The following is a 14,808-nucleotide window of genomic DNA, read 5'->3' on the forward strand; positions in this document are numbered from 1 at the left end:
ACGGAGATGACGACCCTCGCACTCATGCCCGCACCCCCGCTCACGCCCGCACCAGCCCCTGCCGGGCCGCCCCGCCCAGCGCCAGGTAGACGTCCTCCAGGCTCGGGGTGGCCAGGGTGAAGTCGTCCAGGGCGGCGAAGGCGGCCCCGCCGGTGACGGTGGCGACGACCGCGCGGGCCTCGTCGGGCGCGAGCCGCAGCGTCCAGCGGCGCCCGGACTCCACGGCCCGCTCGCGCAGCGCGGCGACCTCGGGCACGTCCAGCGGCGCCCGCTCCCGCCACACCAGCTCCACCCGCACCTCCCCGGCGACCTGCTCCTTGAGCCCGGACGGGGTGTCGCAGGCGATGACCCGGCCCTGGTCGAGGACGGCGACCCGGTCGAGGACGGTCTCCGCCTCGATGACGTTGTGGGTGACGAGCAGCACGGTCGTCCCGCGTTCGGCGCGCCGCCGGTCCACGGCGGCCCACACGGCCCGCCGCGCGACCGGGTCCATCCCGGTGGTCGGCTCGTCCAGCACCAGCAGCGGCCGCTCCCCCACCAGCACGGCGGCGAAGCAGGCCAGCCGCCGCTGCCCGCCGGACAGCTTGCGCAGCGGCCGTCCGGCGATCGGCGTGAGGCCCAGCTCGTCGAGGACGGCGTCCCGCTCCCGGCGGGCCGTGCGCACGTCGAGGCCGCGCAGCCGTCCGGTGGTCTCGGCGGCGAGGGAGACGGTGAGCTCGTCGAGGGCGGTGGACTCCTGCCCGAGGTAGGCGAGGAGCCGCGCGGCCCGCTCGGGGTGGCGTACGACGTCGTGGCCGAGGATCTCCACGCGGCCCGTGTCCGGCCGCATGAGCCCGGTCATCTGCCGGACGAGGGTGGACTTGCCGGCCCCGTTCGGCCCGAGCAGCCCGAAGATCTCACCGCGCCGGATGTCCAGCCGTACGTCGTCGGTGGCCCGGACCTCGGGCGTCGCGGGAGTGCCGCGCCGGCCCCGGACCGCCGGATACGTCTTGGTCAGCCCGCGCACGGCACACACGACCTCGTCCCCGTGCCGAACTACCGATGCCGCGCGCGTACTCACAAGGGACGAGAGTACGGGGTCGGGGACCTCCGTTCGCCGTCGGGGCCGTCCGGGCCGCCCGGTTCAGTCCCCCGCCGGAGCGTGCTCGGCCGCCGTCCGGACGTCGACCTCGCGCCAGAAGCCCGCCCGGATGGCGTACCGGTCGTGTTCGTCGATCTGGTCGTCCTTGTGGGCGAGCAGGCCGAAGCGGGCCGCGTACCGCAGCAGCTCGCCGTCGAGGCGGTGCGGGATGCGCGGGTACATGCCCGACAGCTTCTGCAGATGGCCCTGGTCGCCGAGGCGCCCCATCCACCGGCGGGCGAAGACCTGCCCCACCTCGTAGGGGTCGCCGCCGACGGTGGTGATGTCCTCCTCGCGGTCGGCCCACCGCTGCTCCGCCGTCGTGACCTGCGCGAGCGTCGGCATCGAGGCGACCTCGGAGGGTTCGGCCACGACGCCGGGGCGGTCGACCCAGCCCTTGTCGGAGGACCAGCGCAGGGTCGCGGTGGTGGGGTGCTGGGCGGCCTGGGCGCCGGGTGCGCGCAGGGCGGCCAGGTCCTTGGGGGTCGGGACGCCCTTGGGGGCGGGGACGCGCTCCTGCGCGCCGTTCTCGGAGGCGGCGGAGGAGGGGTGCTCGGAGGGGTGCTCGGCCTCCTGGGCGGTCCGCTCGGCGGGGCGGGCGAGGCCGGAGTCGGGCAGCGGCGCGGAGAGGATCGCGGCGATCTCGGGCCGGGGCACGGGCGTCGGCGCGCAGATCCCGCCGATCTCCTTGGCGCGGACGGCCTTGGTGATCCACGCACGATCCAGGACGCGCCGTTCGTCGGCCTCGGCGACGAGGTCCTCGGACTGGTTGTAGTCGCCGTCGGCGGCCTGGACGGCCCACAGGTGGACGGCGACGCCGTGCTCCTTGGCGGCCATCATGCCGGGCAGCAGATCGCCGTCGCCGGTGACGAGGACGACGTCGGAGCAGGCCCGGTTGCGGGCCAGCTCGGTCAGCTCGGCGTGCATGGCCGCGTCGACGCCCTTCTGCGCCCAGCGGCCGTCGCTGCGGGTCAGGGCGCCGAGCCGGACCGTGACCCGGGGCATCACCCGCAGCCTGCGGTGCTCGGGCTGGGGGACGCGGTCCGGGGCGCCGTCGAACCAGTAGATGCGCAGCAGTGGCCGCTCGGTCTCGGACTCGGCCTGTTCGCGCAGGCCCTGGACGAGGGCGGAGTGATCCACGGTGATCCGGGATCTCGACGGCTCCCCGGCAAGGAGACTGGCGGCGGCCCCCAGCAGATACCCGGCGTCCACCAGGACGATGCAGCGGTCCACACGACTCACCCTCTTTACGGGAGGTTTGCTTTGGGCTTCCTTCGAGTCTGCCCGACCTGACGGGGGTTAACGGCCCGAACTCGATCTTCGGCGTGGCGTTTCGGGCACTTCCGCTCCGACACCCCCTGTTACAGACGGTAATTATCCAAAATGCGTCATAAGTCAGCCTATGTGAGTCTGGTCCCGTCTCTGGCCCTCAGATCCCCCCAGGAGGCAGATCGCCATGGCCAAGCACAAGAAGCAGGAACGTAAACAGCCGCAGTCCGAGCGTGGTCAGCAGCAGGCCCAGCAGTCCTCGATGCAGGAGCAGGCCGAGCAGCGCATCTCGCAGGTGACGCCCGCCGATGTCGCCCGCAAGGGCCGGCAGAAGCGCTTCGGCCACAACTGACGTCCGCAGGACGGGCTGTTGCAGCCCAGGCACACCGAGGGGCGCATCCGAAACCGGATGCGCCCCTCACGCTTGACTCCCGTCAGCCCGCCAGGCAGGACGGGCCGAGCAGCACCTTCAGGTCGCCGAACAGCGCGGGGTCGGGCTTGACCCGGTGCCGGTCCAGGCGCAGGACGGTCGTCTTCGTCGGGCCCTGGAGCCTGATCCGGACCTCACTGTCGCCCCGGTGGTGGGTGAGGATCTCGCCGAGGCGGTTGATCATCGGCGGGGTGACCCGGGTGGCCGGGATGGTGAGGATCACGGGCGCGTTGGTGCCCGCGTTCGACAGGTCCGGGACCTGGAGTTCCATGGCGACCAGCCGCGGCACGTCCTCGCGCTTGTCGAGGCGGCCCTTGACGAACACGACGGCGTCCTCGACGAGTTGGGTCGACACGAGCTGGTAGGTCGCGGGGAAGAACATGCACTCGATGGAGCCGGCGAGGTCCTCGACGGTGGCGATCGCCCAGGCGTTGCCCTGCTTGGTCATCTTGCGCTGGAGGCCCGAGATGATGCCGCCGATGGTGACGACCGCGCCGTCCGCGTGCTCACCTCCGGTGAGCTGGGCGATGCCCGCGTCGGCCTTGTCGGACAGCACGTGTTCCAGGCCGAAGAGCGGGTGGTCGGAGACGTACAGGCCGAGCATCTCCCGCTCCTGGGCGAGCAGATACGTCTTCTCCCACTCGTCGGTGGTGAACTCGACGTCGAGGCCGAAGCCGGGCTCGCTGGTCTCCTCCTCGCCCATCCCGCCGAACAGGTCGAACTGCCCCTCGGCCTCCTTGCGCTTGACCGCGACCACGTTGTCGATCATCGGCTCGAAGTGCGCGGTGAGGCCCTTGCGGGTGTGCCCCATCGTGTCGAACGCGCCCGCCTTGATCAGCGACTCCGTGGTGCGCTTGTTGCAGGCGACCGCCTCGACCTTGTCGAGGTAGTCGGGGAAGGAGGCGTACTTCCCCTTGGCCTTGCGGCTGCGGATGATCGACTCGACCACGTTCGTACCGACGTTGCGGACCGCTTCGAGACCGAACAGGATCACGTCGTCACCCTGGGCGGCGAAGTTGTGCACCGACTCGTTGACGTTCGGCGGCAGCACCTTGATGCGCATGCGCCGGCACTCGTTCAGATAGATCGCGGACTTGTCCTTGTCGTCCTTGACCGAGGTGAGCAGCGCGGCCATGTACTCGGCCGGGTAGTTCGCCTTGAGGTAGGCGGTCCAGTACGAGACCAGTCCGTACGCGGCCGAGTGGGCCTTGTTGAAGGCGTAGCCGGCGAACGGGACCAGTACGTCCCACAGGCCCTGGATGGCCTCGTCGCTGTAGCCGTGCTTCTTGGCGCCGGCCTGGAAGATGGTGAAGTTCTTGGCCAGTTCGTCGGGCTTCTTCTTGCCCATCACGCGGCGCAGGATGTCGGCCTCGCCGAGCGAGTACCCGGCGATGATCTGGGCGGCCTTCTGCACCTGCTCCTGGTAGACGATCAGGCCGTAGGTGACGGCCAGGACCTCCCGGAGGGGCTCCTCCAGTTCCTTGTGGATCGGGGTGATCTCCTGGAGTTTGTTCTTGCGCAGCGCGTAGTTGGTGTGCGAGTCCATGCCCATCGGGCCCGGACGGTAGAGCGCGGAGACGGCGGAGATGTCCTCGAAGTTGTCGGGCTTCATCAGGCGCAGCAGGGAGCGCATGGGGCCGCCGTCGAACTGGAAGACGCCGAGGGTGTCGCCGCGCTGGAGGAGTTCGAAGGTCGTCGGGTCGTCCAGCGGCAGGGCCAGCAGGTCGAGTTCGACGCCCTTGTTGGACTTCACCATCTTGACGGCGTCGTCCATGATCGTCAGGTTGCGCAGGCCCAGGAAGTCCATCTTCAGCAGGCCGAGCGACTCGCACTGCGGGTAGTCCCACTGCGTGATGGTCACGCCGTCGGTGTGCCGCACCCAGATCGGGGCGTGGTCGACGATCGGCTCGCTGGACATGATCACGCCGGCCGCGTGCACGCCCATCTGCCGGACCAGGCCCTCGACGCCCTTGGCGGTGTCGATGACCTTCTTCACGTCCGGTTCGTTCTCGTACATCGACCGGATCTCGCCGGCCTCGCTGTAGCGCGGGTGCGAGGGGTCGGTGATGCCGTTGAGGTCGATGCCCTTGCCGAGCACGTCGGCGGGCATCGCCTTGGTGAGGCGGTCGCCCATGGCGTACGGGTAGCCCAGCACGCGCGCGGAGTCCTTGATCGCGTTCTTGGCCTTGATCTTGCCGTAGGTGCCGATCATGGCGACCTTGTCGGCGCCGTACTTCTCGGTCACGTACCGGATGACCTCGACGCGCCGGCGCTCGTCGAAGTCGATGTCGACGTCGGGCATGGAGACGCGCTCGGGGTTGAGGAACCGCTCGAAGATCAGGCCGTGCGGGATCGGGTCGAGGTCGGTGATGCCCATGGCGTAGGCGACGATCGAGCCGGCCGCGGAGCCTCGGCCGGGGCCGACCGCGATGCCCTGCTTCTTGGCCCACATGATGAAGTCGGCGACGACGAGGAAGTAGCCCGGGAACCCCATCTGGATGATGACGTCCATCTCGTACTCGACCTGCTTCTGCCGGTCGTCGGGGACGCCGCCGGGGAAGCGGCGCTCCATCCCGAGGCGGACCTCCTCCTTGAACCAGGTGACCTCGGTGAAGCCCTCGGGGATGTCGAACTTCGGCATGAGGTTCTTCGCCTCGAACATGCCGCTGGTGTCGATCTGCTCGGCGACCAGGAGGGTGTTGGCGCAGCCCTCCTGCCAGGCGTCCGAGGAGTCGATGGCGTACATCTCGTCCGTGGTCTTCAGGTAGTAGCCGGTGCCGTCGAACCTGAAGCGGTCGGGGTCGGAGAGGTTCTTGCCGGTCTGGATGCACAGCAGGGCGTCGTGCGCGGTCGCCTCGTGCGCGTACGTGTAGTGCGAGTCGTTCGTCACCAGCGGCGGGATGCCGAGCTTCCTGCCGATGTCGAGGAGGCCGTCGCGGACCCGGCGCTCGATCTCGATGCCGTGGTCCATCAGCTCCAGGAAGTAGCGGTCCTTGCCGAAGATGTCCTGGTACTCGGAGGCCGCCTTCAGCGCCTCGTCGTACTGGCCGAGGCGCAGCCGGGTCTGGAGCTCGCCGGAGGGGCAGCCGGTGGAGGCGATGAGCCCCTCGGACCACTGGGAGATGGTCTCCTTGTCCATCCGGGGCCACTTCTGCAGCCAGCCCTCGGCGTACGCGTCCGAGGAGAGCTTGAAGAGGTTGTGCAGGCCCGTCGCGTTGGCCGCCCAGATCGTCTTGTGGGTGTAACCGCCGGAACCGGAGACGTCGTCGCGCTTCTGGTGCGGCTGGCCCCACTGGATCTTCCGCTTGTTGCGCCGCGACTCGGGGGCGACGTACGCCTCGATCCCGATGATCGGCGTCACGCCCGCCTTCTTGGCGGTGTGGAAGAAGTCGTACGCCCCGTGCAGGTTGCCGTGGTCGGACATGGCGATATGGGTCATGCCCATCTCGTTGCACGCGTCGAACATGTCCTTCAGCCGCGCGGCACCGTCCAGCAGCGAGTACTGGGTGTGGACGTGCAGGTGCGTGAACGGCGGCTTTGACACGGCGTGGCCTCCATGGGCAGATGCAGCGGCGCGAAGCGCCTCGTTGAGGGGTGGTGGTCGGGTGACGGGTGGGCACTGGGCGACGGGCTGGCGGACAGTCTGGGGGGACAGCGTCGAAGTCTAAGCCTCGCCACTGACAATCACCGGGCACTCCCGCGTACCGTCGTGCGTTGGACGGCAGAGACGCTGTCGTCCAACGCACTGCACCAGGAGGCACCCAGCGATGTCGGTTCCGCAGCTCAACGACGAGCACCGCGGCGAGGAGATCCTCGCCGTCTTCGACACCGCGTTCGGCGAGCTCCTGGCCGCCGACCCGGCCGCGTTCCGCGTGAAGTTCCGGAAGATGGCGGCCTCGGCCTTCGCGTTCTACCGGGGCACGGCGGGCCTCTTCTACCACGACCTGGACGCCGAGAAGCGGGGCGGCCCGTTCCTGGACGAGCGCACCTCGCGCGTGTGGATCCACGGCGACCTGCACGCGGAGAACTTCGGCACGTACATGGACGCCACGGGCCGGCTGATCTTCAACGTCAACGACTTCGACGAGGCGTACGTCGGCCCCTTCACCTGGGACCTCAAGCGGCTCTCCGCCTCCCTCGCCCTCATCGGCTACGCCAAGGCGCTCGGCGACGAGCAGATCAGCGAGCTGGTGGAGGTGTACGCGGGCGCGTACCGCGAGCGCGTCCACGCCCTGGCGACCGGCGCCAAGAGCGACGAGGTACCGCCGTTCACCCTGGACACCGCCCAGGGCCCGCTGCTGGACGCGCTGCGCGACGCCCGTTCCCTGACCCGCTTCGGACTCCTCGACTCCATGACGGAGATCCGCGACTTCGAGCGCCGCTTCGCCCCCGGCGGCGGCTCCATCGAGCTGGACGCGGCCACCCGCTACAAGGTCCTCGCGGCCTTCGACGGCTATCTGGAGACGCTGCCGGAGACGTCGCTGACCCGCCCGGACTCCTACCGGGTGAAGGACGTCGTGGGCCGCCGGGGCATCGGCATCGGCTCGGCCGGTCTGCCGTCGTACAACATCCTCCTGGAGGGCCACAGCGACGCCCTGGAGAACGACGTCGTGATCTACATCAAGCAGGCCCAGACCCCGGCCGTCTCCCGGCACATCACCGACCCGGCGATCCGCGGCTACTTCCAGCACGAGGGGCACCGCACGGTGATCTCCCAGCGCGCCCTCCAGGCGCACGCCGACCCGTGGCTGGGCTGGACCGAGCTGGACGGCGCGGGGCAGCTGGTCGCCGAGGTCTCGCCGTACGCGGTCGACCTGGACTGGGGCGACATCGACGACCCGGAGGAGATCGCGGGCGTCGTCGCCGACCTGGGCCGGGCCACGGCCACGATGCACGCGGCGGCGGACGACACCTCCGGCGAGTCCCTGGTGCCCTTCTCCACGGAGCGGGCCATCGACGCGGCGATCGCGGCCGACGAGGAGGGCTTCGCGCCCCTGCTGGTCGACTTCGCGCACGCCTACGGCGCACGCGCGCGTGCCGACCACCAGATCTTCGTCGACCTGTTCCGCAACGGCCGGATTCCAGGTCTCTAACGGTCCGCCGCTCACCAGGGCCCTTTAGCGGTCCCTTACGGGAGCACGTGACACACTCTCCTCCGCTATGGACATATCCGGGACCCGCCTCAGAGCCGTACGCGCGGCGCTGTTCACGGCACTCGTCGTGACACTCAGCACCGCGTCGCACGTGCTGCTGTCGCGGGCCCCTCTGCCGCTCAACACGGTGGCCGCCGTCGCGGCCGCCGTGTTCGCCTGCGCGTACGCCCTCGCGAGCCGCGAGTGCCGCTTCAGGCGGATCGCCGCCCTGCTGATCCCGCTGGAGCTGGCGGCCGACACCGTCTTCACCACCGGCCAGCACGTCTGCTACGGCCGGGCCGGCGGCCCGGTCGCCGGCCCGCTGGCCTCGGTCGGCTGGGACGTGCTGTGCGGCGACGGCACCCCCGTCGGCAGCCCGCTGGCCCAGGTCGCCGGCGCCGACACCGACAAGCTCGGCGGACTGCTGGCCCACGCCGACCCGGCCACCGCGTGGCTGCTGCTCGGCGCGCACGTCTGCGTCGGCCTGATCGCGGCCGCCTGGCTGCGCCGGGGCGAGCGAGCGCTGGCCCGACTGCTGGGAGCGGCGACCGCGACGACCTTCCGGCCGCTGCTGCTGGCCGTCGCCTCCGTGACCGTACGACGCGCCCCGGCGGCCCGCCGCCTGCCGCGGCCCACGCGCCGTACGACCACCGTCCGCGAGCGGATCCTCGTGCACACCCTGGGACGGCGTGGACCGCCGTGCTCGGCCGCCGCGGTCTGAACAGACCGAACAGACCGGCGTACCCGAACACACCCCAGTCCCCCCGGTCCCACACGAACTTCCGCGTACCCACCCGTACGCGTCCCCTTTGGAGAACACCATGAGCAAGCGGAACAGCGCGGCGGCGAAGACGGCGGCCCGGGAGCGGCTGCGCGCCGAGCGTGAGCGCGACGCCAAGCGGGCCAAGATCAGGCGGCAGGTCATCGTCGCCTGCTCGGCCGTCGCCGTGCTGGCCGCGGCCGGCGGCATAGGATACGCCGTCGTCCAGGCCAACAAGCCCAGCCACTGGGAGGCCATGAAGAGCGAGAAGGTCGTCGCCCCGGCCAACACGACGGGCACCGACGGCACCACCGTCGTCATCGGCAAGAGCACCGCGAAGAAGACCCTCAAGGTCTACGAGGACCCGCGCTGCCCCGTGTGCGCGCAGTTCGAGCAGACCGTCGGCTCGACCCTGAAGAAGGACGTCGACGCCGGCAAGTACAAGTTCCAGTACGTCGGCGCCACGTTCATCGACAACAAGGACAACGGCGAGGGCTCCAAGAACGCGCTGAGCGCCCTGGGCGCCGCGCTGAACGTCAGCGACGAGGCGTTCCTCGAGTACAAGACCGCGCTGTACTCGGCGAAGTGGCACCCGGACGAGACGACCGACGAGTTCAAGGACGACGCCTACCTCATCAAGGTCGCGAACACCGTCTCCGCGCTGAAGAGCAACACGAAGTTCCAGGACGCGGTCAAGAAGGGCACCTACGACGCCTGGGCGATGGCCATGTCGAAGACCTTCGACACCAACAAGGAGCGCGTGACCGGCACTCCGGGCTTCGTCATGGATGGCAAGCAGCTCAACAACGCCAGCCCGCTGCTGACGGTGGCCGACTTCGAGAAGGTCGTGGGCGAGGCCCTCAAGGGCTGACCCCGACGGGAATCCCAGACTCCGCATGAAGAGCGGGCGAACTTTCCACGTTCGCCCGCTCTTTCGTCGTACTGGTCAGTAATCTCATCGCCCGTGACCAGTCGATACAGATCGTCCGAGAGCGCCGACACTGCGTCGGAGCGCCCCAACTCCCTTTCCCCGCGCCGCCGTACGGCTCTCAAGGCCGCGGCGGCGACCGCTGTCCTGGCCGGCCCGCTCGTCGCCGCGCTGCCCGCCCGCGCCGCCGAGGCGCCCGTCTTCCTGCACGGCCTCGCCTCCGGCGACCCGCTGCCCGACGGCGTGCTGCTGTGGACCCGCGTGACGCCCACCGCCGCCGCGACACCCGGTTCCGGGGCCGGCCCGGACACCGAGGTGAGCTGGGTCGTCGCCACGGACAGGGCGCTGACGAACATCGTGACCAAGGGCTCCACCACCGCCACGGCCGCGACCGACCACACCGTCAAGGCCGACATCCGCGGCCTGGCGCCCGCGACCGACTACTACTTCCGCTTCTCGGCCGGCGGCACCGACTCCCCGGTGGCGCGCACCCGCACCGCGCCGGCGGCGGACGCCGCCGTGCCGGGCCTGCGCTTCGGCGTGGTCTCCTGCGCCAACTGGGAGGCCGGCTACTTCTCCTCGTACCGTCACCTCGCGGCCCGCGGCGACCTGGACGCCTGGCTGCATCTCGGCGACTACATCTACGAGTACGGCACCGGCACGTACGGCGCGCGCGGCACCGTCGTACGGCAGCACGCGCCCACGCACGAGATCCTCACGCTCGCCGACTACCGCACCCGGCACGGCAAATACAAGACGGACCCGGACCTTCAGGCCCTGCACGCCAAGGCGCCGGTCGTCGCGATCTGGGACGACCACGAGTTCGCCAACGACAGTTGGTCGGGCGGCGCGGAGAACCACACCGAGGGCGCCGAGGGCGCCTGGTCGGTCCGTCAGGCGGCCGCCAAGCAGGCCTACTTCGAGTGGATGCCGGTCCGCCCGGCCATCGCCGGCACCACCTACCGGCGGCTGCGCTTCGGCAAGCTCGCCGATCTGTCCCTGCTGGACCTGCGCTCGTTCCGCTCGCAGCAGGTCGCCGTCGGCAAGGGCACCGTCGACGACCCGGACCGGACGATCACCGGGCGCGCCCAACTGGACTGGCTGAAGGCCGGGCTGAAGACGTCCGACACCACCTGGCGGCTGATCGGCAACTCGGTGATGATCTCGCCGTTCGTCATCGGCTCGCTCTCCGCCGACCTGTTCAAGCCGCTCGCCAAGCTGCTCGGGCTGCCGCAGGACGGCCTCGGCCTCAACACCGACCAGTGGGACGGCTACACCGACGACCGCCGCGAGATCCTCGCCCACCTTCGCTCCAACGCCATCGGCAACACCGTCTTCCTGACCGGTGACATCCACATGGCGTGGGCCAACGACGTGCCGGTGGACGCGGGCACGTACCCCCTGTCGGCCTCGGCGGCCACGGAGTTCGTGGTCACCTCGGTGACCTCCGACAACCTCGACGACATCGTGAAGGTCCCCGAGGGCACCCTCACCGCGGTCGCCGCGCCCCTCATCCAGGTCGCCAACCGGCATGTGCACTGGGTCGACACCGACCGGCACGGCTACGGCATCCTGGACATAACGGCCCAGCGCGCGCAGATGGACTACTACGTCCTGTCCGACCGCACGAAGGCCAACGCGACCTCGACCTGGGCCCGTTCGTACCGCACGCGCACCGGCACCCAGAAGGTCGAGCGGACGTACGACCCGGTGTAACCGGCGGCTACAGCGAGTCGAGGAAGCCGAGCGCCACCCGCCAGGTGGCCTCGGCGGCCTCCGCGTCGTAGTCGGGCAGATCGGGGTCGGTGTACAGGTGCCCGGCGCCCGCGTACCGGTAGATCTCCACGTCGGCTCCGGCTCTGCCCATCTGCAGATACCAGGCGCTCAGCCAGTCGTCCGTCTCGAACGGGTCCGGCTCCGCGACGTGCAACTGCACCGGCAGGTCGTCCACCGAGACGTTCGGCGCGAGGTCCGAGGTGCCGTGCAGGAGCAGCAGGCCCCGCGCCTTGTCGTCGCCGAGGGCGAGGGTCTGCGCGATCGACGCGCCCAGCGAGAACCCCGCGTACACCAGGCCGCGCTCCGAGTAGGGCGCGGCGGCCAGGACGGCTCTCTTCAGCAGCTCGTCCTTGCCGATCTCCTCCTTGCGCGCCCTGCCCTCCTCGACCGTGTCGAACGTGCGCCCCCCGAAGAGGTCCGGCGTCCACACCTCGTGCCCGGCCGCGCGCAGCCGGTCCGCCGCCGCGCGGACCGCGGGCCTGGGGCCGTAGGTCGAGTGAAAGAGCATGATGTTCATGCGCCCATGGTGCCAGCCCGCACTGACAGCGCCGCGCGTGCGCCGGTTCACACGAAGTCGCATGTTCAAGCCCCCGCGGACCCGGTTACGTTCGAAGGCATGGAGAACCTGCTCCGGCCCGTGATCGTGGTCGGCGGTTCGGTCGTGCTGACAGTCCTCATCGGCTGGGCCACCGACCGTCTGCTGTCCAAGGCCGACCGACGCCACCCCGAGACCCCGCTGTGGGGCCTGCTGCGCCGTGGCCGCGTCCCCTACCAGCTCGTGCTGTGCGCGGCGATGCTGCGAGGGTCCTACGACGCGGCACAACTGCTGGAGGACCACCGGACCGGCATCGGCCGGGCCCTGACGCTGGTGCTGATCGGCGCGGCGTCGTGGCTGGTGATCCGGATCACGGCGGCGGTCGTGGAGACGACGTACTCGCGCTACGCGCGCGTGCACCGCGATCCGGCCCGGATCCGGCGGGTGCGGACCCAGGTGTCGCTGATCATGCGGGTGGTCGCGGCCGTCGTCGGCGTGGTGGCCGTGGCCGCGATGCTGCTGACGTTCCCCGCGATGCGCGCGGCGGGCGCCTCGCTGCTGGCCTCGGCCGGCATCCTCGGCATCGTCGCCGGTGTGGCCGCCCAGTCGACGCTGAGCAACCTGTTCGCGGGGCTGCAGATCGCCTTCGGCGACATGGTGCGCATCGGCGACACCGTGGTCGTGGACGGCGAGTGGGGCACCGTCGAGGAGATCACCCTGACCTTCCTGACCGTGCGCACCTGGGACGAGCGCCGGATCACCATGCCGGTGTCGTACTTCACCTCGAAGCCGTTCGAGAACTGGTCGCGCGGCACCCCGCAGATGACCGGCATCGTCTACTTCCACGTCGACCACACGGCGCCGGTCGACGCGATGCGCGAGAAGCTGCGCGACATCCTGCGCGAGTGCCCCGCCTGGGACGGCCGCGCCTGCGGCCTGGACGTCACGGACACCACCCCCAACACGATGCAGGTACGGGCCCTGGTCACGGCGAAGGACGCCGACGACATCTGGACGGTGCGGGTCACGGTCCGCGAGCAGATGGTCCGCTGGCTGGCCCGGGAGCACCCGTACGCGCTGCCGAGGGTCAACACGGCGGACGCGACCCCGCCGCCGGGCGGACGCCTGCCGGGTCCGTCCTCGTCCCGGGACGGGGCCGTCTCCCCGGACGGGGCCGCCCACCGCGCGTGAGGCCGGCGCGGCCGGGTCGGGAGGGGACGGTCGGGCCGGGTCGGGTCGGGTCGGGTCATCTGAGGCTGCGCACGTCCAGATGCCGCAGCACCCGGTCCACGATCTCCGGGTCGGCGCCCGGCTCGCTGCGCGCGGCCACCACCTCGTGGCGGGCGGCGCTGAGCATCTCCGCCTGGATCCGCCGCACCCGCTTCAGCCTGCGCACCCGCTGCTCGTGCGCCTCGCGCCGCTCGTCCTCGCCCACGTCCGGGCTGATCCGCACCCCGATGTCGAAGGCCCGCCGCAGCATCTGCTCGGACAGCTCCTCCGGCAACTCCTCCTCGGCCTCGATCTCCCGCAGCCGCCGCTTCGCCGCCTTCGCGGCCCGCACCGCCAGCTCCTTCTCGAAGGCCTTCTCCCGGTCGGTGTCCGACTGCACGTCGAGCCGCTTCACCAGCCACGGCAAGGTCAGCCCCTGAAGGACCAGCGTCGCCATGATCACGCCGAAGGCGATGAAGATGATCTCGTCCCGGTCGGGGAAGGGGCCGCCCTCCTCGGTCTTCAGCGGGACGGCCAGCGCCAGCGCCACCGAGGCCACCCCGCGCATCCCGGACCACCACATGACGACGGTCTCCCGCCAGCTCATCGGAATGTCCTCGTCGTGGTCCGGCCTGGCGTGCAGCCGCTTCGTCAGCCAGGTCGCCGGCAGCAGCCACAGCAGCCGTACGACGACGACCACGGCCACGATCACCGCCGCCCAGCCCAGCATCTCCCCCCACCGCCCGGACGCCGTCCGGATCGCGTTGTGCAGCTCCAGCCCGATCAGCCCGAACGCGACGCCCGTGACGAGGGTGTCGATGATCTCCCAGAAGGTGTGGCCGGCCAGCCGGGTCAGCACGTCGTCGGGGTCGGTGGCGTACTCGGCGAGGAACAGCGCGGTGGTCAGCACGGCCAGCACCCCGGACCCGTGGAACTCCTCCGCCAGCACGTACGAGGCGTACGGCACCAGGAGCGTCAGCCCGATCTGCAGCGTGGTGTCCCCGAGGACGTCCAGCAGCCGGTTGGCGCCCCACCCGAGCACGACGCCCACCGCGACCGCGACCACCGCGGACAGCACCAGGTCGAGACCGGCCCGCCACGGCGAGAACGACCCGCTCACGGCCGCGGCGATCGCGACGTGGTACAGCACGATGGCCGTCACGTCGTTGAACAGCCCCTCGCCCTCCAGGATGGACACCAGCCTGCGGGGCAGCCCGAGTTGTCCGGCCACGGCGGTGGCGGCGACCGGGTCGGGCGGCGCGACCAGCGCCCCGAGCGCGACGGCCGCGGCGATCGGCAGCCCCGGCACGATCGCGTGGGCCACGGCCGCCACGCACACCGTCGTGACGAACACCAGCGCCACGGCGAGCAGGAGGATCGGCCGCACGTTCGCCGCGAACTGCCGCCAGGAGGTGCGCCGTACCGCCGCGTACAGCAGGGGCGGCAGGAGGAGGGGCAGGATGAGCTCCGGCGGGATCTCGACGTTGGGCACGAAGTCGAGGACCGCGAGGACGATCCCGAGCAGCGTCATGAGCACCGGCGCGGGCAGCCCCAGCCGGTCCCCGACCGGGACGCTCACCACGGCCCCGAGCAACAGCACGAACAGCAGGGCCAGTTGATCCACGGTCGGGCTCCGGGGCTAGGCGATC

General features: G+C 70.7%; 11 protein-coding genes. 6 read left to right on the plus strand and 5 right to left on the minus strand.

What is annotated here, in order from left to right; genetic code table 11:
* Nucleotides 1-40: 40 nt before the first annotated feature.
* Together OG352_RS10970 and OG352_RS10975 are read right to left on the minus strand one after the other, a co-directional pair.
* Complete coding sequence (locus OG352_RS10970; RefSeq protein WP_329216352.1) at nucleotides 41-1,060, minus strand: ABC transporter ATP-binding protein; 1,020 nt, start codon at nucleotides 1,058-1,060, stop codon at nucleotides 41-43.
* Nucleotides 1,061-1,123: 63 nt separating this feature from the next.
* Nucleotides 1,124-2,353, minus strand: coding sequence for an NYN domain-containing protein (locus OG352_RS10975; RefSeq protein ID WP_329216353.1), 1,230 nt, complete (start codon nucleotides 2,351-2,353; stop codon nucleotides 1,124-1,126).
* Between the two features lie 223 nt (nucleotides 2,354-2,576).
* Between OG352_RS10975 and OG352_RS10980 the strand changes: the two genes are divergently transcribed.
* Nucleotides 2,577-2,741, plus strand: coding sequence for a hypothetical protein (locus tag OG352_RS10980; RefSeq protein ID WP_329216354.1), 165 nt, complete (start codon nucleotides 2,577-2,579; stop codon nucleotides 2,739-2,741).
* Between the two features lie 82 nt (nucleotides 2,742-2,823).
* Here the strand turns inward: OG352_RS10980 and dnaE are convergent, their stop codons facing one another.
* Entirely contained in the window at nucleotides 2,824-6,363 is a 3,540-nt protein-coding gene (dnaE, locus tag OG352_RS10985) for a DNA polymerase III subunit alpha (RefSeq protein WP_329216355.1), read from the minus strand.
* Between the two features lie 223 nt (nucleotides 6,364-6,586).
* Here dnaE and OG352_RS10990 point away from each other — a divergent pair, with 223 nt between their 5' ends.
* The 4 genes from OG352_RS10990 (at nucleotide 6,587) to OG352_RS11005 (ending at nucleotide 11,355) form a co-directional block, all read left to right on the plus strand.
* Entirely contained in the window at nucleotides 6,587-7,912 is a 1,326-nt protein-coding gene (locus OG352_RS10990; RefSeq protein WP_329216356.1) for a DUF2252 domain-containing protein, read from the plus strand.
* Nucleotides 7,913-7,979: 67 nt separating this feature from the next.
* Nucleotides 7,980-8,672, plus strand: a complete 693-nt coding sequence (locus OG352_RS10995) for a hypothetical protein (protein ID WP_329216358.1) — start codon at nucleotides 7,980-7,982, stop codon at nucleotides 8,670-8,672.
* Between the two features lie 100 nt (nucleotides 8,673-8,772).
* Complete coding sequence (locus OG352_RS11000; RefSeq protein ID WP_329216359.1) at nucleotides 8,773-9,582, plus strand: thioredoxin domain-containing protein; 810 nt, start codon at nucleotides 8,773-8,775, stop codon at nucleotides 9,580-9,582.
* 93 nt (nucleotides 9,583-9,675) lie between these two features.
* Nucleotides 9,676-11,355: an alkaline phosphatase D family protein gene (locus OG352_RS11005; RefSeq protein ID WP_329216360.1), complete on the plus strand. Its 1,680-nt coding sequence runs from the start codon at nucleotides 9,676-9,678 to the stop codon at nucleotides 11,353-11,355.
* 7 nt (nucleotides 11,356-11,362) lie between these two features.
* On the opposite strand, the gene OG352_RS11010 is transcribed toward OG352_RS11005, so the two are convergent.
* Entirely contained in the window at nucleotides 11,363-11,932 is a 570-nt protein-coding gene (locus OG352_RS11010) for a dienelactone hydrolase family protein (protein WP_329216361.1), read from the minus strand.
* Between the two features lie 99 nt (nucleotides 11,933-12,031).
* Here OG352_RS11010 and OG352_RS11015 point away from each other — a divergent pair, with 99 nt between their 5' ends.
* Nucleotides 12,032-13,141 carry a mechanosensitive ion channel family protein gene (locus OG352_RS11015; protein ID WP_329216363.1) on the plus strand — a complete coding sequence of 370 codons (1,110 nt, stop codon included), beginning with the start codon at nucleotides 12,032-12,034 and terminating at the stop codon, nucleotides 13,139-13,141.
* A 55-nt stretch (nucleotides 13,142-13,196) separates the two neighbouring features.
* Here the strand turns inward: OG352_RS11015 and OG352_RS11020 are convergent, their stop codons facing one another.
* On the minus strand, nucleotides 13,197-14,783 hold the full coding sequence (locus tag OG352_RS11020; protein WP_329216365.1) for a Na+/H+ antiporter: 1,587 nt from the start codon (nucleotides 14,781-14,783) through the stop codon (nucleotides 13,197-13,199).
* Nucleotides 14,784-14,808 lie beyond the last annotated feature (25 nt).

This window comes from Streptomyces sp. NBC_01485, assembly GCF_036227125.1.
Classification (GTDB): Bacteria; Actinomycetota; Actinomycetes; order Streptomycetales; family Streptomycetaceae; genus Streptomyces.